This is a genomic window from Mesorhizobium sp. M0058, assembly GCF_040323095.1.
Lineage (GTDB): Bacteria > Pseudomonadota > Alphaproteobacteria > Rhizobiales > Rhizobiaceae > Mesorhizobium.
This window is the reverse complement of sequence record NZ_JAMYUQ010000003.1, coordinates 358,497-378,486: the sequence shown is the minus strand read 5'-3', so window position 1 is coordinate 378,486 and position 19,990 is coordinate 358,497. Positions and strand designations below refer to the sequence as shown.

At 62.8% G+C, this 19,990-nt stretch carries 22 protein-coding genes; 9 read left to right on the top strand and 13 right to left on the bottom strand.

What is annotated here, in order from left to right:
- Positions 1 to 1,313: 1,313 nt before the first annotated feature.
- The 3 genes from NKJ75_RS07170 to NKJ75_RS32845 all read left to right on the top strand — a co-directional run bounded on the left by NKJ75_RS07170 (position 1,314) and on the right by NKJ75_RS32845 (position 2,292).
- Positions 1,314 to 1,691, top strand: a complete 378-nt coding sequence (locus NKJ75_RS07170; protein WP_023729078.1) for a hypothetical protein — start codon at positions 1,314 to 1,316, stop codon at positions 1,689 to 1,691.
- A gap of 34 nt (positions 1,692 to 1,725) precedes the next feature.
- Positions 1,726 to 1,854 carry a hypothetical protein gene (locus NKJ75_RS07165; RefSeq protein WP_023729077.1) on the top strand — a complete coding sequence of 43 codons (129 nt, stop codon included), beginning with the start codon at positions 1,726 to 1,728 and terminating at the stop codon, positions 1,852 to 1,854.
- Between the two features lie 81 nt (positions 1,855 to 1,935).
- Positions 1,936 to 2,292, top strand: a complete 357-nt coding sequence (locus NKJ75_RS32845; RefSeq protein WP_502903841.1) for a hypothetical protein — start codon at positions 1,936 to 1,938, stop codon at positions 2,290 to 2,292.
- Between the two features lie 1,022 nt (positions 2,293 to 3,314).
- Here the strand turns inward: NKJ75_RS32845 and NKJ75_RS32840 are convergent.
- Entirely contained in the window at positions 3,315 to 3,623 is a 309-nt protein-coding gene (locus NKJ75_RS32840) for an AraC family transcriptional regulator N-terminal domain-containing protein (protein ID WP_502896565.1), read from the bottom strand.
- 463 nt (positions 3,624 to 4,086) lie between these two features.
- Here NKJ75_RS32840 and NKJ75_RS07150 point away from each other — a divergent pair, with 463 nt between their 5' ends.
- The 6 genes from NKJ75_RS07150 to NKJ75_RS07125 all read left to right on the top strand — a co-directional run bounded on the left by NKJ75_RS07150 (position 4,087) and on the right by NKJ75_RS07125 (position 8,126).
- Entirely contained in the window at positions 4,087 to 4,629 is a 543-nt protein-coding gene (locus NKJ75_RS07150; protein ID WP_352499493.1) for a sigma-70 family RNA polymerase sigma factor, read from the top strand.
- Positions 4,626 to 5,465 carry an anti-sigma factor family protein gene (locus NKJ75_RS07145; protein ID WP_031204120.1) on the top strand — a complete coding sequence of 280 codons (840 nt, stop codon included), beginning with the start codon at positions 4,626 to 4,628 and terminating at the stop codon, positions 5,463 to 5,465. Before NKJ75_RS07150 ends, NKJ75_RS07145 begins: the two co-directional genes overlap by 4 nt.
- A 280-nt stretch (positions 5,466 to 5,745) precedes the next feature.
- Entirely contained in the window at positions 5,746 to 5,991 is a 246-nt protein-coding gene (locus NKJ75_RS07140) for a DUF680 domain-containing protein (protein WP_023670610.1), read from the top strand.
- A gap of 95 nt (positions 5,992 to 6,086) precedes the next feature.
- On the top strand, positions 6,087 to 7,058 hold the full coding sequence (locus NKJ75_RS07135) for an MBL fold metallo-hydrolase (protein ID WP_023834044.1): 972 nt from the start codon (positions 6,087 to 6,089) through the stop codon (positions 7,056 to 7,058).
- A 31-nt stretch (positions 7,059 to 7,089) separates the two neighbouring features.
- Positions 7,090 to 7,569 (top strand): tetratricopeptide repeat protein, encoded by a 480-nt coding sequence (locus NKJ75_RS07130; protein ID WP_023670612.1) that lies wholly within the window; start codon positions 7,090 to 7,092, stop codon positions 7,567 to 7,569.
- Between the two features lie 53 nt (positions 7,570 to 7,622).
- A complete protein-coding gene (locus NKJ75_RS07125; protein ID WP_023834045.1) occupies positions 7,623 to 8,126 on the top strand; it encodes a DoxX family protein in 504 nt (167 codons plus the stop codon).
- A gap of 343 nt (positions 8,127 to 8,469) precedes the next feature.
- Here the strand turns inward: NKJ75_RS07125 and NKJ75_RS07120 are convergent, their stop codons facing one another.
- The 12 genes from NKJ75_RS07120 to NKJ75_RS07065 all read right to left on the bottom strand — a co-directional run bounded on the left by NKJ75_RS07120 (position 8,470) and on the right by NKJ75_RS07065 (position 19,716).
- Positions 8,470 to 8,778, bottom strand: a complete 309-nt coding sequence (locus NKJ75_RS07120; protein WP_280806236.1) for a flavin reductase family protein — start codon at positions 8,776 to 8,778, stop codon at positions 8,470 to 8,472.
- Positions 8,742 to 8,975, bottom strand: coding sequence for a flavin reductase (locus tag NKJ75_RS07115; RefSeq protein WP_023834046.1), 234 nt, complete (start codon positions 8,973 to 8,975; stop codon positions 8,742 to 8,744). Before NKJ75_RS07115 ends, NKJ75_RS07120 begins: the two co-directional genes overlap by 37 nt.
- A gap of 27 nt (positions 8,976 to 9,002) precedes the next feature.
- Positions 9,003 to 10,433, bottom strand: a complete 1,431-nt coding sequence (locus NKJ75_RS07110) for an FAD/NAD(P)-binding protein (protein ID WP_023746468.1) — start codon at positions 10,431 to 10,433, stop codon at positions 9,003 to 9,005.
- Positions 10,430 to 11,605 carry an FMNH2-dependent alkanesulfonate monooxygenase gene (gene ssuD, locus NKJ75_RS07105; RefSeq protein WP_023746467.1) on the bottom strand — a complete coding sequence of 392 codons (1,176 nt, stop codon included), beginning with the start codon at positions 11,603 to 11,605 and terminating at the stop codon, positions 10,430 to 10,432. Before ssuD ends, NKJ75_RS07110 begins: the two co-directional genes overlap by 4 nt.
- Positions 11,606 to 11,638: 33 nt before the next feature.
- Complete coding sequence (locus tag NKJ75_RS07100) at positions 11,639 to 12,886, bottom strand: SfnB family sulfur acquisition oxidoreductase (protein ID WP_023746466.1); 1,248 nt, start codon at positions 12,884 to 12,886, stop codon at positions 11,639 to 11,641.
- The gene (locus tag NKJ75_RS07095) at positions 12,883 to 13,674 is read right to left on the bottom strand and encodes an ABC transporter ATP-binding protein (protein ID WP_023746465.1); all 792 of its coding nucleotides are present in this window, start codon (positions 13,672 to 13,674) and stop codon (positions 12,883 to 12,885) included. The genes NKJ75_RS07100 and NKJ75_RS07095 overlap by 4 nt, the downstream gene beginning before the upstream one ends.
- A 65-nt stretch (positions 13,675 to 13,739) precedes the next feature.
- Positions 13,740 to 15,071, bottom strand: a complete 1,332-nt coding sequence (locus tag NKJ75_RS07090; protein WP_023701787.1) for an ABC transporter substrate-binding protein — start codon at positions 15,069 to 15,071, stop codon at positions 13,740 to 13,742.
- Positions 15,072 to 15,121: 50 nt separating this feature from the next.
- Positions 15,122 to 16,171, bottom strand: a complete 1,050-nt coding sequence (locus tag NKJ75_RS07085) for a branched-chain amino acid ABC transporter permease (RefSeq protein WP_023701788.1) — start codon at positions 16,169 to 16,171, stop codon at positions 15,122 to 15,124.
- Between the two features lie 3 nt (positions 16,172 to 16,174).
- Positions 16,175 to 17,071, bottom strand: coding sequence for a branched-chain amino acid ABC transporter permease (locus tag NKJ75_RS07080; protein ID WP_023701789.1), 897 nt, complete (start codon positions 17,069 to 17,071; stop codon positions 16,175 to 16,177).
- Entirely contained in the window at positions 17,071 to 17,973 is a 903-nt protein-coding gene (locus NKJ75_RS07075) for an ABC transporter ATP-binding protein (RefSeq protein WP_023670621.1), read from the bottom strand. Before NKJ75_RS07075 ends, NKJ75_RS07080 begins: the two co-directional genes overlap by 1 nt.
- A 51-nt stretch (positions 17,974 to 18,024) precedes the next feature.
- Positions 18,025 to 19,125: a dimethylsulfone monooxygenase SfnG gene (sfnG, locus tag NKJ75_RS07070; RefSeq protein ID WP_023701791.1), complete on the bottom strand. Its 1,101-nt coding sequence runs from the start codon at positions 19,123 to 19,125 to the stop codon at positions 18,025 to 18,027.
- Positions 19,126 to 19,149: 24 nt separating this feature from the next.
- On the bottom strand, positions 19,150 to 19,716 hold the full coding sequence (locus NKJ75_RS07065; protein ID WP_352499492.1) for an NAD(P)H-dependent oxidoreductase: 567 nt from the start codon (positions 19,714 to 19,716) through the stop codon (positions 19,150 to 19,152).
- Positions 19,717 to 19,990: the final 274 nt, after the last annotated feature.

Below are 19,990 nucleotides of genomic sequence, written 5' to 3'. Positions count from 1 at the left end.
CCAGGGAACACGCAACCGGAAGCCACATTAGGAGAAGACCGTCGATCAAAGTCCCTTCATCGCCGGTTGAGGATCCCGCCGCTCTTACTGTCGAGAGCGCGGCGGGATCCTTACGCGTGGAGCGAGCACATGAGATTTGTCGAAATTTTCACAGATGTGCTTACGGCCCTGCTTCTCGCTTTATTCGTGTGCGGGATATTCGCTGTTTTCGGAGGCCATCTGGTTCCTCCACGCTACGCAAAGATGGTGTTGCTGCCGGACCTGGATAAGATGACGACTGCATCATCTACACCCAGCTTGCCCGATTCCATCGACTTGCAACTCCAAAAGCGCCCAGAGGTGCAAAGGTCTGCCGGCGTGACACAGCGCGCAGTCGGTCTGGAGCCGCCAGTGCCATCCAGCAAGCGGTAATAATCAGCGGAGGTTTTCGTGACTTTCAGCTATCAGAGAGCGTCGGCGATTATTGACAGACCCGGGCACCTGAATTTGGCTGAAATCGCCGCTCCAAATTTCCGCATCTGCTGTTGGATTGTTTTCATCAACAGGTCCGAACGCTATGGCGAAGCAGGTTGAGCTGGCGGCGTTCCTGGCTGATCCCCGCCAGTGCTTGATCGCGGCGTGGGATCCTTGTCGAGCTTGGGATTTCGGTCCACCGGTTCGCCATTCACATCATCGGCCTTGGAGTTTGCAGGGTCCGTTTGGCCAGGATTTGGGCTGTAAGTATCTGGCGATGGAACCCGGCTGTTTTGCTGTGTCGCCGGTGTCTTAGCCTGCTCGCCATAGATTTCAGCGATCCCCCAGGCAACGAGCGCCAAGACAAGGCCTGCCAAGAGCACGCCAAGGACCGGTCGCCCCAAGCCACCCTGCCTGGCCCGCTTTTCCGGAATGTTTCTGCTCATGATCGCAACCTTGGGCTAAGAGGAGTGGCCCGCGCTCCAGGAGCGAAGACGCGGGCAGTCAAGAGCTCCGGCAGTCGGCCATGCGGCGAACAGGGAACTCGCTGCACATACCGAACTCGCTGGCGCTGTTGATGTTCCCACGGAATCCAAACAGCGCGCCGCCGGGAGCCCGACTGGCAATTTGGGTTGGAGTGGCTGGAACGAGCCAGCTCAAGGTCAACGAGCGGCGGTGTGCGTAAGCGGGCATTGCGAGCCAGACTGGAACTTTGCCGAATCTGCCGCGTTGCCGACCATGGCCGACTACAACGAGACCACCAATCCGGTGCTGACCGGTTGCAAGGCCCGCGTTGCCACCAGAGACATCTGTTTGAAGGCTATCTGAAATTTGCTCCTCGTTGTCGGCGATTCCGCCCAATGGAACATCCTGATCCGCTCGCGGTTGGGGAAGCCCGGGCCAGCGGCAGGAGCATCATCATGAACGTCGAACGTAACCCGGCCGAAGACAGAGGCGATATTCAGTCTGGGGTGACAGAGGACAAGACGCCGGGATTCGACCCGGCGGCGGCGCCCATGGAAACCGATGCCGAAGCGGCAGACACCGGCGCCGTGCCGGTTCCCGCAGCGACGGGCACGCCGGCTTTCGCTAATCAAGCAAGCTTCGCCAATGCGATGCGGCGGCCGGACGACGAGAGCGCCCCGGCCCCGAGTAAAAACGGCCCGGTGCTGGCCATTGTCGCGCTTGTCGTCGTTGCCGCCGTCGTGTTCGTTGTCGCCGCGATGCTGGCGCGATAGCAGATCCTGCGCTTGCGCCAAAACGCGTTCAAGGATGTGGCCGTGGGCAGCAGGCGATCAGCGGCTGGAAAAGCAGGTTGCAGCCGCGCATGCCACGCCGGCCGGCACCCCGACCGAGCAGCATTGCGGCATGGCCGAACCCGGCTCGGCCGCCAAGGGTTGAGGCCAGATGCTCGTTCGAAGCGGGAACATTTCACATCAAGCCAAGTTCGGGCTCGCAGAGCTTGTCGTCAAGGAACAGCACATGAAGGCCCTCACATGGCGCGGCAAAGGCGACATACGTTGCGAACAGGTGGCCGATCCGACGATCCAGGATGAACGCGACATCGCTGCAGAAAGTTCAGAACGGCGATATCGACCCGTCATTCGTGATCACCCATCAGGCTGGCCTCAAGGCCGGGCCCGCACTTTACAAAACCTTCCGCGACAAGGAGGACGGCTGCATCAAAGTCGTGATGCGCCCGCACGGCAGACCGTTCTGTCCAATGGCCCGACTTTGTTGTCCGGCCGTCTGCATGCTGAAAAGGCGAGAGTTGAAAATGGCCAAGGACAAACCCGCATCGACAAACCCGGCCGCCACACCTTCGGTCGGATCGCCTGACGCCGCCGGCCTGCCACATCCCCGTCGCGACGCTGAAGACAGCGATTCCGGCGCCAGGCCGACTGTGCCCAAGGCCGCTGGCGCCCAGGAAGCGTCCAGATCGCCACTCGACAGCCGCGTTGCAAATCGCAATGCCGGCCGTCCTCGTCAGGCAGGCACGACGCCTCGGCCGACCGACGAACCGCTGGAGTAAAATGAAACCTTAGATGCGGCGCGGGTATCTGCACCGCGGTGTGTGTGCAGTCAGGGTCTTCCTGCCTGCCGACAGCGCCATACAGGTCTTGATCTCCCGTGGATCGCCGGGATCGGCAATCAAGACTTTAGCGGGAAATTCGATGGTACCGTTGGCTGGATCGGCTTCGGCTCTACACGATTGTATTTACGATGTTTTTCCTAGCGTCGACAGCCGATTTGTATCACAATAGGTATCACAACGCGTAACACATTTTTTGCTGCTTTCATGGTACATAACCAGCTGGCGCTACGATGCCGCTTCTCGGCCGCTTTCATCAATTGATCTGCCAAGTCGCTGGCGGCGATCGGATCGTCTCGCGCCGCAATGGGGAGTTGCTCGGCAACCCACCCTGTCCAAAAACTTCAGTCCGGGAACACTCAACCCGTCAATCCCGCGTAGTGATGGCATCGAGTATCTTACTACCCACGCAGCTTGGCGTGTCCACGAACCTCCTGGCCACCGGCGCGACGCAATGGCTCCTCGTGTATGAAGGCCTAGTAGGTCGAAACGTTAACTGCCGCCGCAGCCTTAGCACCGTCGTGACGAGGGCAAGGGTGCGAGCGAGCAGTCCCATTCCCAAACCAAGGAATCCATCCCATGGCCCGAATTCCGGATCGTACAGTTGGCCGTCGCCGCAACCTGTGTACTCAAGCCCCTGCCCCTTTTGCCCGGTGCAGATCGCTTGCCCAGTACCAGGGGCGAGCGGCTCGCGTACGAGCAGTTACCAAATTCGACACGTTGTTGCTACAATCCCGCGCAAAAACGTTTCGGCCGTTCCATGCCGCTCTCAATCACGGAGTCGGCACCACCCCAGCAAGGTTGGAGGCAGTCTAAGCTCGTGACCTAGGCCGCGATCTGGTTCTTGCCAAAGCTGTTTCGAACATCCCTCGCGGGTGATAAGCGCGACGGCCGGCGCGATGGGCTTGCATGGCTGTCGGTGATTCCCGAGCGCGTGGATGCCTGCACCGTGGCGACCTGTCAGCAGCCAGTAGTGCATCTCACGAATAAGCTGGTTCTGCAGGATTGGGATTGACGCCGGACGATCGAGTAGTTTCATCAAACGCAATGCCAAAACCAGGGCGCCCGGACCAATCACATCGCCGAGAAAGAATCACGCTGTCCGGGAATAAAAAGCCGCTTGCCCTGGTCCTCCATGCATGAGCTGCTGATTGACCTTGAAGGGACGCCGCACTGCAAACCCACACATTGCCGAGCACGACGGTATCGGTCGACGAGTTCCAGGACCTCTGGAAGGCGATAGGTCGGCCGCCTGCGGCCGGCTGGCTCACCTGTCTGCCGAAGGTGCTGCCGCGGTCGGGATCGGGAAAGCTCAGGTGCCGCGCATGCGAAATGGGTCGTGAATTCGGCAATGCTTGTGCTCGAGAAGCATCCATCTGGATGCATGTTTGCGGTCCAGTGCGTGATTGACACCGATGCGACGTTTGCCCTCACATTCAACGCAGTTGGCGACCCGGGATGTTTCCTCTGGGTTCGATCGCAACGCAGAACCATTCTCGCCCCATGAGCACTCAAGGCGAGGCGCATGTGACGGTGTACCGATGCTGAGCAGCAATGCGCGAGCCGACCGCTTCGGCGAAGTGGTAATGCCCCATCTCGCCGACGCGCTTTCGCTGGCCCGCTGGCTGACCGGCAATGCCACCGACGCCGAGGATGTCGTGCAGGACGCCTGCATGAAGGCACACGCCAACATCGCAAGCTATGCCGGCGGCAATGCACGTGCCTGGCTGCTCACCATCGTTCGCAACTCGTGTTACACATGGCTGGCGCGCAATCGCCCGCGCAGCATCGTCTCGGTGGGCGACCTCGGTGATCTCGACGAGGTGAGCGCCGCTCACACAGTCGATCTGAGTGAGAGCGAAAGCCCGGAGGCGAGCCTGATTGCCAGGGCAGACGTGGCGGCCCTGGAAGCGGCGATCGCCGCTCTGCCGCAACCATTTCGAGAAACGCTCGTGCTGCGCGACGTCAATGGCCTCGCCTACCGCGATATCGCAGCCATGCTGGGCGTGCCGATGGGCACGGTGATGTCGCGGCTGGCGCGGGCGCGTGGCCTGCTGATCTCTGACCTTGGGAGGGCGCAATGAGTGCGCACAACGATGGATTGCCCGAGGACGCCGCCGGCATGAACCTGATGCTGCACGCGCTGATAGATGGCGAGCTTGACGCCGCCGCGGCCATGGCTGTCGAGCGGCGCATCGCCGCCGATCCCAAGCTGGCGGCCGAACATGCCCGCATCATGGTCTTGCAAGGGGCTGTGGCCAGGCTGACGAAGCCCCAGGTGAGCGACGAGTTCAGCGCGCGCATTGCAGCCATGGCAGCATCCGGCAGCGTCGAGGTGCTGCGGCCCAGAGCGCCGATACGGGCGAAGTCCGCTCGAACGTGGTGGTCGGCGCGCAACTTCGGATCATTCGACTGGCGCGCCATGGCGGCCTCGATCATGATCAGCGCTGTTCTGGCCAGCGGCGCGACGCAATGGGCGATGCAGCCTAGCGTAGCCGATAGCTTTGCCGCAGGCGTGGCCAGCGGCCACCAACGCAGCCTGCTGGCGACCAGCCCCGTCGATGTAGTCTCGTCGGACCGGCACACCGTAAAGCCATGGCTCGATGCAAGGCTCGGCCTTTCGCCGCCGGCTCCTAATATGGTGAAAGACGGATTTGCGCTCATCGGTGGCAGGGTCGAGGTCATCGGCGGCCGGGCAATGCCGGCGCTGGTTTATCGCCACCGCGAGCATTTGATCACCCTTGTCGCCGAGCCGCAAAATGCCGGGGCGGTGACCGACCCCGTCGATCTCTCGGAGGGCGGCTTCTCGCTGGTGCAATGGAGCGACGGCGCCTTCTCCTACTGGGCGATTTCCGACATGGAGCGGCCGGAGCTCGACGACTTCGTGGCGCGCTTCCGCGCCGCGGTCGTCCCCGGCTGATAACCGACCGTCGGCACTCCAACCGATATCGAGTGCCGACCTGCGCTAGCCTTGACGTTCCTGCCCGGGTGACAGACCACGGCAGCAGCATGGCGCCGACGTCGAACGCGTCCTCGTGCAGCGTCGGCTCCAGTTCGGGGCGGACGCCGGCCCCTGTTTTCGGGAAATCTCAAAAGAATTTCGCGCCGCCCGGGAATAAAGGGATGTCCTGATGGGTCTTGTTGTTAGCGGGGCCAATTTCCCGGCACGCACCCAAGAAACGAAAAAAGGATCTACCGAAATGACCAAGCTCGCTCTCAGCGTGGCTGCCATGCTGCTTGCCTCAACCGCTGCCTTTGCCGGCAGCGACCATGGCGGCAACAACTCCAATCAGCCGGTCGCTACCGTTGACACCAATGCCACTGCTTCCATTTCCCCCTCCCCGCGCCAAGCCGGCGTCGACACCATGGTGACGACCGGGCCGCGCCAGGGGTCGGTTCAGGACATCATCACCAGGCACAACAACGACGGCATCTGGGGCCGCTGAAGGCACCCTTCCGAACATCTTCTCTTACCACTCACGATGGAGAGCCAAACCTTTGGCTCTCCATCATCACCCCATAAGGCTGCAGGAGATCACCTATGTTCATGATGACACGTCGCACGTTGCTTGGAACCACGCTCGCCGCGACCGCCTTCGGTCTGGCCGGCAAGCTGGAATTCACCCGTCCCGCCTTCGCCGAAACGTCGGTCGAGCCGACCGTCGGCTTCTACAAATACAAGGTCGGTGATATCGAGGTCACCGCCATCTATGACGGCATCTGGCGCAAGCCGCACGACCCGGCCTTCATCAAGGATGTTTCCGTCGAGGACACCAAGGCAGCGCTTGCCAAGGCCGGCCTGACGACAGACTTCATGCCCATCCCGCTCACCGTCATCGTCCTCAAGATGAACGGCAGGCTGATCATGATGGATGCCGGATCGGGCGTCGGCCAATGGCAGACCAATGCCACCCATCTGCCGGCCAACATGGCCGCCGCCGGCATCGACTATAAGACGATCGACACCATCATGATCTCGCATTTCCACCCCGACCATGTCTGGGGCCTGATGGAAAAGGGGACCGATGCACCGGTGTTCCCCAATGCCGAGCTGATCGTCAACGCCACGGAATACAATTGGTGGACCGACCCCAGCCGGCTGGCCAAGCTGCCGGAAGGCCGCAAGCCGGCGGGCAAGCGCGTCGCCGAAAATTTTCCGAAATGGAAGAACTGGAAGCTGGTCAATGACGGCGCCGAAGTCGCACCCGGCATCCAGATCATCGCTGCGCCCGGCCACACGCCGGGACATTCGGTCTACCTCGCCAACTCCGGCAAGGAACAGCTGATGATCTCGGCCGACACCATGTATGTGCCCGCCCTTCTGGCGCCGCATCCGGAGTGGCAGGGCAGTTACGACCAGGACGGGCCGATGGCGATCACCACGCGGCACAAGCTGATCGATCGCGTGATCGCCGACAACATCCGGATCTCGGGTTCGCATTTCCCGTTCCCCGGCACCGGCGTCTTCGTGAAAGACGGCAATGCCTATGGTTTCACCCCAGTTCAGATTTGAGCGCGAGCTCCCAACCCAAGCGAGAAAGATGATGAAGCAATCCTATCTGGGCAAGCACGCCCTGTTTGGCCTGCTCGGCGCCATTGCCGTGCTGACCGTCGTTCCCGTGGCCACTATCATGCCGGCCTATGCGGTCGACGACCTCGAAGGCACCGATGCACCCGACCTCACCGCCGTCCAGGCCAAGATCGCCGTCAAGGACTACAAGGGCGCGCTGGCCGATCTGCGTGATCTCGCGCAGGACAACCAGCAGGCCGACGTCTACAACCTGCTCGGCTTCACGCTGCGCAAGACGGGCGATTTCACCACGGCGCTGACCTACTACAACAAGGCGCTCGAGCTGAAGCCCGACCACAAGGCCGCCCGCGAATATCTGGGCGAACTCTATGTAGAGACCGGCGACATGGCCAAGGCCAACGAGCAGTTGGCGTCGCTGCAGAAGCTGTGTCCCGCCGGCTGTGAAGAACTCGAAGACCTCCACAAGGCCATCGACACCAAGGTGACAAAGTAAACCAGGCAGGTGCTGCAAGGCGCCTGCCCCTTTCCCATTGCCTGGAGCCCATCGTGACAACGACACAAACCGCCTGGAAACCACATCTCACCGACTTGACCCTGCTGACGGGTCGCCTGCTGCTCTCATTGCTCTTCGTGCATGAAGGCCTGGAGCTGGCGACGCATTTCGCCGGTGCAGCCAAGGCGATGGCGGCGCTCGGCGTCAGCCTGCCGCTTTTAATAGCCACCATAGCGCTGCAGCTGGGAGCTGGCTTTTCGGTCGGCCTTGGTCTGCTGACGCGTCTGGGCGCGGTGGCGCTCGGACTGTTCTGTTTGGCAACGGCAGCTTTGTTCCACACCAATTTCGCCAACCAGAACGAATTGCTGCATCTCGAAAAGGATCTCGCCATAGCGGGCGGCATGTTCGTCCTGGCCGTAGCCGGCGCCGGGGCGATATCTCTCGACAGGGTGCTGAACGGCCTCGTGAAGCGCCGGCAACAGGACAGAGAGACGGTTGCGGCGCTCATAGCGGCCGGTAGGCCTCTCTCGTTGGGCGAAATCAAGCTTCCATTCTAAACCGGCCAACACGCCGGGCATCATACAACCCGCCCGCCCGGTCGGCGCCCGCAAACTGCCTCGGGGGGTGACGCAAGCCGTTCCTGGCGTGTCCTCCATTTTACGTCCGCTTATCGGCGCGGATAGTAATGCCCAGGAAGGACCTGCGACGATTCCGATCAGCAAGCCTCTTAATCGTTGTTGCAGTCGGCGATCTGCAGAGGTTCAAGGCATCCGTTGTTTGAATTACGTGCTCCCGCGCCGCGGATCATTCGCGGTTCTGGTATGCCAGAAGGCCAAGCATCGCGAGCGTCACTTTTCCGAGATTTGCATGGCTGTCAGAAAACGACACGTACCAACCCGCTCACGACGATCCATAGGCGCCGCGATGATAGATCAACGCCGGGCCAGGCTCTCCGCTCACCACATGCCGGACGCTGCCGAGGATTAGCGCATGGCTATGGCGAACTATCGTATCCTCGACGGTGCAATCGACTGCGGCAAGCGCACCTTCGAGCGCCAATGCGCCGCTTGCAAGGGTGGACCAGCGTGCACCCTCGTAGCGAGCCTGCCCCTTGAGGCCGCCTCGACCAGCAAAACGGTCGGCAATCGCGATCTGGTCGGCGCGTAGCACATTCACGCAGAAGTGCCGATGCCGGTGATGGCTGCCCATGTCGACGAGCTCAGGTTGATGCTGACGACCATCACCTCCGGTTCGACCGACAAGGAATGGGCTGTGGTAATTGTTGCGCCCGTCCGCTCGTCGCCGATGCCTGCGGTGACCACGGACACGGCTCCGGCCAGGTGTCGCATCGCAAATTTTAGGGAGATCCGGGTTTCATCCGGCAGAATGCGTTCGGTTAGTGTCATCTGGATAGCCTCATCGTGTTTGCACCTTCACGACGCCCTGCGACGCAACGCCGTCTGGTAACCCAACCATTGGTGAATTTCGGTGGCGATGCTCTCGGCATGGGCGGTGACTTCAGGGATGCCCATCAGCTCGCCGACGCTGCCGCGCGCCAGCGGTCCGCTGATGAAAATATTGTCGGCCGGGTGACCTGACTTACCGACCGCGCGGCCGTGGCTGTCGGTGTCGAGACCAAGGCCGGTTGGGTCAAGACGGACCAGGCCCAGATGTCCAAGGGCGGCAATCGCCGTGTTGGTGCGAAGAATGTCCGCATGCGCCGGCCCGGTCGTCACGATCACGCTGTCGAACGTCTCAACGATGAGGTCGTGTCGGCGCCTTGACCGCTGCGTGACGCGGATACGTCCGTCGGCCTCTTCGGCCTCGACAATCGATCCGGCGCGATAAGCGAGCGTCCCCTCGTCAAGGCGGCGATCCAGCACGACTGCTACCTGTGGCGCGATGCGGAAACGATGCACGTCCCAGAGCGCGCGAAGATGGCGCACCACGCGGCGCTGCTCGGCGAGCGGCAAGGCCTGCCAGATCAACTGCCCCTGACGCCGGACAGCGTCGAGGACCGGATACCCGTCTTCGCCCTGTCGCGTCGCTGCCGCGATCGTGGCCCGGATGCGCCTGAGCAGCACCGTGGCGCTGCGTAAAGGCAGGCTGGTGAAGTCGCCTATCGGGTCGCCCTGCATGGCGGCCTGCACATGCGAGCGATAGCCATGGCGCGACAGTGCCGTGATGCGGCCGCGATGACCTCTACGGTCGAGGGCTGCAATGACGTCGGCCGAGGTCAGACCGGTGCCAACAATGAGAACACGGTCGTCGCGGCCGATCGCCTGCAGCCGTTCGAGATCGTAGGGATTGGCCACCAATCCGGCGACTGAGGCCACGCTGCGCAGCGGCGCCGGGAGGGCCGGCAATGGATGCGTCGCCGCGATCACCACAGCATCGGTGGAAAGCGTTGCGCCATCGGACAGGACAAGCCGGTAGCCCTCGCCACTGCGCTCGACCCAAGCAACTTCGGCCCTGACATGGCGGATCGCCTTGCTTTGCAGGAAGGGCTGCAGGTGGGATTCGACATAGCGGCCGAAGACCCGACGCTGCGGGTAAATCGCGCCGCTGGCGGCGATGGCCTGCGTATCGTCCAGAATAGCGCCGGTCTGCTCCAGCCAGTCGGAAAAATGGCCCTCCTCACCTGAGATCAGCGTCATCCTGGACGCCCGCACGTTGATGCGGTGCGAGGGATCGGCCGTCGAATAGGCCAGACCATAGCCGAGCGCCTCGCGGGGTTCGACGACCACGATATCGGCTGCATCGGCGGGCAGCAGCCGCGCCAGGTGAAACGCGGTTGCGGCGCCGGAAAAGCCGCCGCCAATGATGGCGACCGTCAGTTTCCCAGCCCTGCGGGAAGCGCTCAAGACTGGCTCGCGCGCAGCGCCGATGGTCGATGATCTCCGGCCACCGTTTCGCCGAACGGTCCCATGTTCACCGTCGTCGGCCGGGTCGAGATTTCGTGATCGAGCGGCAGCAGCGGCAGCACCAGTTCGCCGAAGCGATAGGCTTCCTCCAGATGCGGATAGCCGGACAGGATGAAGGTATCGATGCCAATCCTTCGGTATTCGTCGATCCGTTCTGCCACGGTCGCCGCGTCACCGACCAAGGCGGTGCCGGCGCCGCCGCGCACGAGGCCAACGCCGGCCCAAAGGTTCGGGCTGATTTCGAGCTTGTCGCGGCTGCCGCCATGCAACCGGCTCATGCGCGACTGGCCAACCGAATCCATGCGGGCGAAAACCTTCTGTGCCTCGGCGATCGTCTTGTCGTCGAGGCGGCTGATCAGCCGATCGGCATCGGCCCAGGCCTCGTCATTGGTCTCGCGAACGATGACATGCAATCGGATGCCAAAGCTCACTTCGCGGCCGGCTTTTTCGGCAAGGCCCCGCACATGCTCGACCTTGGCGGCGACGTCCGCCGGCGGCTCGCCCCAGGTGAGGTATTTGTCGATCTGCTCGGCGGCGACTGCATTGGCTACCTCCGACGAGCCGCCGAAATAGAGCGGCGGGTGCGGCGTCTGCACCGGCGGAAACAGCAGCCTTCCATCCTCGATGCGGAAATGCTTGCCTTCGAAGGCGACGGTTTCGCCGCGCAGCACCGCCTTGTAGATGTCGAGAAATTCCCGCGTCACCTCATAACGCTCATCATGGCTGAGGAAGATGCCGTCGCCCTTGTTCTCGACCGGATCGCCGCCGGTGACCACGTTGATCAGCAGCCGCCCACCGGAGATGCGGTCGAGTGTCGAGGTCATGCGCGCGGCGAGCGTCGGCGATTGCAGACCCGGCCGTACGGCGACGAGGAAGCGCAACCGCTGCGTCAGCGGCGCCAGCGCCGACGCCACCACCCAGCTGTCTTCGCAACTGCGCCCGGTCGGCAGCAACGCGCCATAATAGCCGATGGCGTCGGCGGCCTTGGCGACCTGGGTGAGATAGGGCAGATCGACCGCCCTGCCGCCCTCGGAGGTGCCGAGGTAGCGGCTGTCGCCATGCGTCGGGAGAAACCACAGGACCTTAATCCTGGAGGGGGTGGCAGCGCTCATGAATAGTCCTTTGTGACTTTACGGCGTTCCCGCTCAGCTCCAGGCGTGGAGCGGCGGGTTCACCTCGTTCAGGTAATAGTTCCCCAGGATCGCGTATTTCCAGCGCACCGGATCGTGCAGCGTGTGGGTGCGGGCATTGCGCCAGTGGCGGTCGAGATTGTGCTCGGCCAGCGTGGATCGCGTGCCGGCAAGTTCGAACAGTTTGTTGGTGGCGTTTATGGCGATCTCGGTGGTGAGGATCTTGGATTCGGCGACCGCGATCTGCGCTTCCGCGACCGTCTTCGCGTTAGGATCGGCCACGGCGCGGTCGACCGCAAGGCCGGCCTTTTCCAGAATAGCCTCGGCCGCATTGGCGCGCAGGCGAAGGTCGCCGATCGCCTGGATCGTATAGGGATCCTGCCAGGCATGATCGACGCCGCTGTCGATCCACGCGCGCGACCTGGTACGCACGAAGCTGACCGTCTCGTCGATCGCCGCCTTGGCGATGCCGAGATCGACCGCCGCCTGGATGATCTGGAAGATGGGTCCGTCGGCTGTCGGTTTGTCGTACCCCTTGTAGCCGGGGACGAGATGCGTCTTCGCCACCTTCACATTGTCGAGCAGGACCGTGCCGGAGAGCGTCGTCTTCTGGCCGAAGCTCGACCAGTCATCGATGACGGTCAGTCCGGGCGCGCCGCGATCGGCGATGGCATACCAGGCGCGCCCCTCGTCATCGAGCGCCACAATCGGCACCAGATGGGCGAGCAGGGCGCCGCTTGAATAGAATTTCTGGCCGTTGACCACGACATGGTCACCGGCATCGACGAACTTGGTCTCGAAGTCGGCGGCACGCTTGGAGCCGAACTCGGAAAACGCGTTGCCAAAGCGCGTGCCGGACAGTGCCTCGGCGAAGAGCAGCTTTTTCTGCGCCTCGTCCGAAACCGTGCGGATGGCGGCGACCACGCCGAGATGGTTCTGCGGAATCTGGCCAAGCGAGGGATCAGCCGTCGAGATGATGGTGATCACCTTCGACAGCGTCACATAGGACACCTCCGGCCCCCCATAGGCCTTCGGCACATTGATCGACCACAAGCCGCTCTGCGAAAAAGCATCGAGCTCTTCCTTCGGCCAGATGCGCTCGCGGTCCCGCTTCGAGGCTTCCCTAGCGAATTCAATGGCAAGTTTTTCGGCGATGGCGATCGCCTCGGCATCGGTCTTGATGATATGCGCCTTGGCCGACGGGCGCTCGACCGGAGGCACGGCGACGCGCGCGTCGGACGGCTGCTTGGATTGGATGGTCATGCTGCAGTCTCCTGGGGAAAGTGTTGCGATGGAAGCGGCGCGCCGCCGAGATAATAGGTCTTGATGTCGTCGCGCTGGCGCAGGTCGGCAGCCGACCCTTCCAGCACGCTTTTGCCGTTTTCGAGGACGGTGGCACGATCAGCATATTTCAGCGCCACCGCCGAATTCTGCTCGGCGACAAGGATCGAAAGACCCTCGTCCCGATTGAGCCGCTTCAAGGCGCTGAAGATCTCGTCGACGATCAGCGGCGCGAGCCCCATCGAGGGCTCGTCGAGCACGAAGAGTTTCGGCCGCGACATCAGTCCGCGACCGATCGCCGTCATCTGCTGCTCGCCGCCGGAGGTGAGGCCGGACCGCGTGCGCCGTTTCTCGAGAAGCCTCGGAAACAGCGCGTAGACACGCTCAAGGTCGGCCTTCACGCCAACGCGCGAGGATGAACGCCCGAGCGCCCCGGTCAGAAGGTTCTCCTCGACCGTCAGCGAGCGAAAGCAGTGCCGGCCCTCGAGAACCTGGACCAGGCCCTTGCGGACGAGGTGCGAGGGACTTGCCCTAGAAACATCCTCGCCATCGAAAATGATCCGGCCGGCAGTGACGGAGCCGCGCTCTGCCGGCAGAAGATTGGATGCGGCGCGCAACAGCGTCGTCTTGCCGGCGCCGTTGGAGCCGAGCAACGCCACGATCTCGCCCTTGCCGACCGAGAGGTCGACGCCATGCAGGGCGGCAATGGCGCCGTTGTAGACGGCCTCGACGCGGCTGATCGACAGGATCGGATTTTCCGGGCTGGACATCGATAACTCCGCTGCGAAGATGGATGGCACGGCCGGCCCGCGGGCCGGCCGTGAGCTCTTCAAACTCAGTTGCTGACCACCGCATCGGCGTCTTCGGCCGTGCGGATCTTGAGGCCCTTTTCCTTGGCATAGGCCTCGGACGACTTCTCGATGATCGGGCGCAGCAGCTTCCAGTCCGGCGCGATCCAGTCGGACACGACGTTCCACTTCTTGCCGTCCCACTGCTGGAAGGTCACGTAGCCGTCACCTTCGTGATTGTCCCAGGAGACGTTGATCGAGTGGAACAGGTCCTTGGCACCGAGCGCCTCGACGCGCGCCGGGTCGAGCTTGAGGTGTTCGAAGCCCCAACGGACCTCATCGCCGGTCAGCGTGCGATTGCCGAATTTGGCCTGCGCGATGCGGATGGCTTCGACATTGAGGATGCCGTTGACGATGCCGAGATTGTGGTAGACCGAGCCGATGCGGCTCTTGTCCTCGAGATTGCCCTTGCCGGCGTCGTAGACCGTCTTGACGATCTCCTTGACGACCGGGTAGTCGGCGCCAGACGCCTGGGTGGTGATGGCGGTGTAGCCCTTGGCGGCGTCGCCGGCGGGGATGACGTCCTCTTCAGAGTTGGACCAGACATTGCCGACGATGTGATCGGCCGGGAAGCCGGTCTTCTGCGCGGTCTTCAGCGCAACCGGGTTCATCACGCCCCAGCCGCGCAGCACGACATAGTCGGGACGATCGCGACGGATCGTCAGCCACTGTGCCTGCTGCTCGTTGCCGGGGTGCGGGACCTCGATCTGCGACAGTTCGAAACCGTATTTCTGCGACAGCAGCTCATATATCGGGATCGTCTCCTTGCCGTAGGGCGAGCCGTGATAGAGCACGACGATCTTCTTGCCCTTGAGCTTGTCGAGGCCGCCTTCCTTGGAGGCGATGTAGTTCACGATGCCCGATGTTTCGCTGTAGGGGTTGAGCAGCAGCGGGAAGACGTAAGGGAATACCCGGCCGTCGGTGGTGTCGGTGCGGCCGTGATTGATGGTGATAAGCGGCACCTTGTCGTCGGTGATGCGGTCGATCATGGCGTAGGCGATGCCGACCGAGAGCGGGTTCCAGGCGGCGATGCCGGGATTGCTCTTCAACCGTTCGTAGACCTCGACGCCCTTCTCGACCTCATACTGGGTTTCGCCCTCGCTCCAGGTCAGCTTGACGCCATTGACGCCGCCGTCGCGGATGTTGATCAGGTTGAGATAGTCGATGAAGCCGCCGAAGAAGCCGGTGCCGCCCGCGGCATAGGGGCCGACGCGGTAGCTCTGCAGCGGGAAATATTGTTCGTCGGCATGGACGGCTGTCGCGCCGAGCACGAAAGCGGTGGCGATCGCCGCTTTCTTGAGGTGACTGAAGAAGGTCATGAGTTGCGTCTCCTGAGGTTTTGGGTCCGTGAGAGAATGTCGAGCGGCGCTCAGCTGGACCTTGAGCCGATCCGTCGTTTCAGGCGGTCGACGAGGGCCGACAGCCCGTTCGGTTCCGCGATGAGGAATATGATGATGAGGGCGCCAAGCACGATGCGCTGGCTCATATCGAGCACACCAGAATCGAACAGGCCGCCGAACACGAAGGCGCCGAGCCGAGACAGAACGAGCGGGAAGACGGCGATGAATGCGGCGCCCAGAAACGCACCGCGTATCGAAGCCAGCCCGCCGATGATGATGATGAACAGGATCTGGAACGAGCGGTCGAGATTGAAGCCGGCCGGCTCGACCGTGCGCAGATAGGTGAAGGCCCACAGCACGCCGGCGACGCCGATGATGAAGGACGAAATGGCGAACGCCAGCAGCTTGGTCCGCAGCACCGGCACGCCAATGATGCGCGCGGCGGTTTCATTGTCGCGCACGGCGATGAAATTGCGGCCGGTGGCGCTGTTGACCAGCCGCCAGACCAGTGCCGTCAGCAAGGCGACGGTGGTGACGGAAAGTAAATAGCGTCCGGCGGCACCGTCGAGCGAAAACCCGGCGACGGCAAGGTGCGGCGCGGAAATCACCCCGGACGGATTGTCGTTGGAGAACCAGCCGAACTTGGTCAACGCCCACTGCACGAAAAACTGGGCGGCCAGCGTCGAGACAGCGAGATAGAAGCCGCGCAGGCGCAGGCTCGGCAATCCGAAGATGACGCCGATGCCGGCGGCCGAAATTCCCGCCAGGATCATGGTCGCCGCCAGCGGCAGTCCTTCCACCCGCAGGTTGAAATTGTATGCGGCGAAGGCGCCTACCGCCATGAAAGCGGAGGAGCCAAGCGAAAGCTGGCCGCAATAGCCGGTCAAGAGGTTGAGGCCGACTGCCGCCAGGCTGAGCGCCAGGAACGGCAGCAGGATCGCCTCAACCAGATAGCTCGAGGCATAGGCCGGGATCAGGCCGTAGGCGACGACGATCAGCACGGCCGGCAAAGCGAATTTCCGGGCGAACTTCTGCCAGTCGATTGGAAGCCTGGCGGCGTCGAGCGCTTGCACGGCCATCGGTCAGACCCTTTCGACGGTTTTCTGGCCAAACAGGCCGGAGGGACGCACCAGCAGCGCGACCAGCGCCAGCGCATAGGCGAACCAGCCTTCGATGCCGCCGCCGACGAAGGGGCCGAGATAGACCTCGGCGAGCTTTTCGCTGGCGCCGATGATCAGGCCGCCGACGATGGCGCCAAGGATGGAATCGAAGCCGCCAAGCACCAGCACCGGCAGCGCCTTCAACACGATCAGTGACAGCGAGAACTGGACGCCGAGGCGGGCACCCCACAGCAGTCCCGCGACCAGCGCCACGAAGCCCGCGGCCGTCCACACCGTTCCCCAGATCCGCGGCAGCCGCAGTCCGACGGCAAGGGCCGCGAACTGGTCGTCGGCGACGGCGCGAAACGCCAGCCCGATCCGGGTCCAATAGAAGAAGGCGCTCAAGCCCGCCACCATCGCTGCGGCGATGCCAGCTGCCAGAAGGTCGAACGACGAGATCAGGATGCCGCCGACCTCGAAGGGCGTGTCGTCGATGCCGAGATCAAGCCCGTGCACCTGCGTGCCCCAGATCAGTTGGGCAGCGCCCTCAATGATGTAGGACAGGCCAAGCGTGGCCAAGAACAGTGTCATCGGCGAGCGGTTCACCAGCGGCCTGAGCACGGTTCGCTCGATGGTGAAACCCAGCGCGACCATGACTGCGAAGGTGATGAGCAGCGCAAGCGCAAACGGGATGCCGCGTTCGACCAGGCTGACAAAGGTGAGTGCCGCAAACAGCACCATCGACCCTTGCGCGAAGTTCAGCACACCCGACGTCTTGTAGATCAGCACGAAGCCGATGGCGACGAGCGAATACATGACTCCCGACAACAGGCCGCCGACCAGCACTTCGACAACGAAGAGAAAATCATAGTAGCTCATCAGATGCCCTCGCCATCCTCGCCCTCGGCGGTGCCGAGATAGGCCCGGATCACGTCCGGATCGGCGCGCACTTCGGCCGGCGTGCCGTCGGCGATCTTGCGGCCGTAATCGAGCACGGCGACGCGGTCGGATAGGCCCATGACGACCCCGATGTCGTGCTCGATCAGGATGATGGTGACGCCATGCCGGTCGCGCGCGGCGCGCACGAACCCGGCCATCTCGGCTTTCTCGGTCGCCGTCATGCCCGCCATCGGTTCGTCGAGCAGCAGGATCTTCGGCTCGGCAACCAGCGCTCGCGCCAGTTCGACCCGCTTCTGCAAGCCGTAGGGCAGCGTCGCGACCAGCTGATCGGCGACCGTTTCCAGATGCAGGAAGGCGATTGTCTGGTCGACCTTTTCGGCAATCGCAGCGTCTTCGCGCCTGGCGCGTGGCAGGCCGGCAATATGTTCGACAAAACTGGCGCGCCTGGTGTGGACGCGGCCCGACGCGATGTTGTCGTGCACGGAAAGCCCGGGAAAGAGCGCCAGGTTCTGGAAGGTGCGCGCGACGCCCAGACGTGCCAGACGGTTCGCGGGCACACGGGAGAATGACTGGCCGGCGATCGCGATCTTGCCGTGGTCGGCGTGATAGAGGCCGCTGATGATGTTGATCAGCGAGGATTTGCCTGCGCCGTTGGGGCCGATCACGGCGCGGATTTCGCCGCTCTTGACCTCGAGATCGACATCGCTCAGCGCCGTGACGCCGCCGAACGAAATGCCAATCCCGCTCAGAGTCAGGATCGCATCGACCTTTGCCGACAGGCGCGCCGGGCGCGTGTCCGTGAGTGGACCAGCGCCAGCAAGAATGCCGGGGATTTCGGGCGCACGCTCGTATGCGGCGGCTCCCAGCGAAGCACCAATCATGACACGTTCCTGATTTTCAAGGAGTGCGCGGCCCGCAGGCCGCGCCCTGGCCTATTCGGCGGCGACAAGCTCCCTGTCACGCGCCGCTTCCAGTTCGCGCACCAGCGGGATGATGCGCTTGCCGAAGAACTCGACCTCTTCCTGGAAATGCAGGAAGCCGAGCAGGATCAGGTCGGCGCCGGCATCCTTCAGCTTGAGGATGCGTTCGGCGATCTGTTCCGGCGTGCCGATGAGATTGCTGCGGAAGCCGTCATTGTACTGCACGAGATCTTCGAGGGACGACTTCGCCCAGTTGCCCTCGCCTTCCGGCGAGGCCTTGCCGGCATTCTTGACCTGGTCGGCAAAGCCCTGCACCGCTTCGGGATTGGCCTTGGCGACGATCTCGTCCAGCACGGCGCGTGCTTCCGCCTCGGTTTCGCGAGCAATGGCAAAGGCGTTGACGCCGATCTTCACCTTGTGGCCATTCGCCTTCGCCTTGGCCTTGATATCGTCGACCTGCTTCCTGATCTCTTCGGGCGTGTTGCCGTTGGTGAAATACCAGTCGGACACCCGCGAAGCCATGTCACGCGCGGCGCGCGACGAGCCGCCCTGGAAGATCTCGGGCTGCGGATCGATCGGCTTCGGCTTCATCGAGTAGTTGGTGAAGCGATAGAAGTCGCCCTTCAGCGTAAAATTGTCCTCGGTCCAGATGCCGCGCAACGCGCGGATGAACTCCTCCGAGCGGCGGTAGCGCTCGTCATGGTCGAGCCACAGCTCGCCGATGGCGGCGAACTCGCCACGGAACCAGCCGCTGACGACATTGACGGCCACGCGGCCATTGGTCAGGTGGTTGATGGTGGCGATCTGCTTGGCGGCCAGCGCCGGGTTCCATGGACCGGGCAAGACGGCCGCAATCACTTTCAGCGTCGTGGTCGCGGCCAGCAGTGCGTGGCTGAACGACACGGATTCATGCTGGTTGTCGGCGCCGTAGCCGGCGGTGAAGCGGATCTGGCTCAGTGCGTAGTCGAAGCCGTTGGCCTCTGCGATCTGGGCGAGCTTGCGGTTGTAGTCGATGTCCCAACCGGTCCGCTGCTCGATGTTGGAGATGACCAGGCCGCCGGAGACGTTCGGAACCCAGTAGGCGAATTTCAGGCCGTCGGAATGAGACGTCATGTCGTTGTTCCCTTTTTGGTTGGCTCAGCCGACGCGCGCTGCGGCGGCCGTTGCACGATTGGAATTGAGCAGTGAAACCGCTTCGGATGCGGCCCGTGAAATGCGTTCGCGTATCGCCTCGCCGACGATTTCGGCGCCGATGAAATCGTCAGGCGCCCCATACACGCCGGTGGGTACGGTGACGGCGCCGAAAAAGCCGAATAATGGCCACAACTGATGTTCGAGAACCAGGCCATGGTATGGACTTCCGCCTGTCGCCGCGAGAAGCAGGGTCTTGCCGGCGAGCGCGCGATAGTCGACGAGGTCGAACAGGTGCTTGAGGGCGCCGGTGTAGGAAGCCCGATAGACAGGCGTTCCGACCACGAGCAGATCGGCCTTCTCGACGCGCTGGATGATTGCTTCGCCGGACGCGCCGAGGGCGCCACGGGACAGCCCGACGAAAAGCGAAGGCGCCGCCTCGGTGATTTCGATCAGGCCGGTGTCTGCCGGGACGCGCAGCGCGACGTCCTTGACCAGCGCGTTCACCACCGCGGTTGTGCGCGATGGCGTGCTTACGCCGCCGGATATTCCGAGAACCGATAGCCTTGCCAACTCGTCAATCTCCCAGACCCTGCATGCGCATCGGTCATTCCCAAACCGGGGCAGACGATATTCGACAAAATCTATAGAGATAAGGAACGACGTTTCGATTTTTCGCCTTTGACGAGAAAAATCCGGTTCTGCTAATGTGCGGTAGCAAGGCCATCTGGCGATGGCCGAGAAGGATCAGAACGGCCGGCATTCATCCATCGACATTTTTGAAAGCGCCGATGCCTTGGGCAATAAGGTTCGTTGCCACGATGCCTGGCGTCGCCGTCGCGCAATA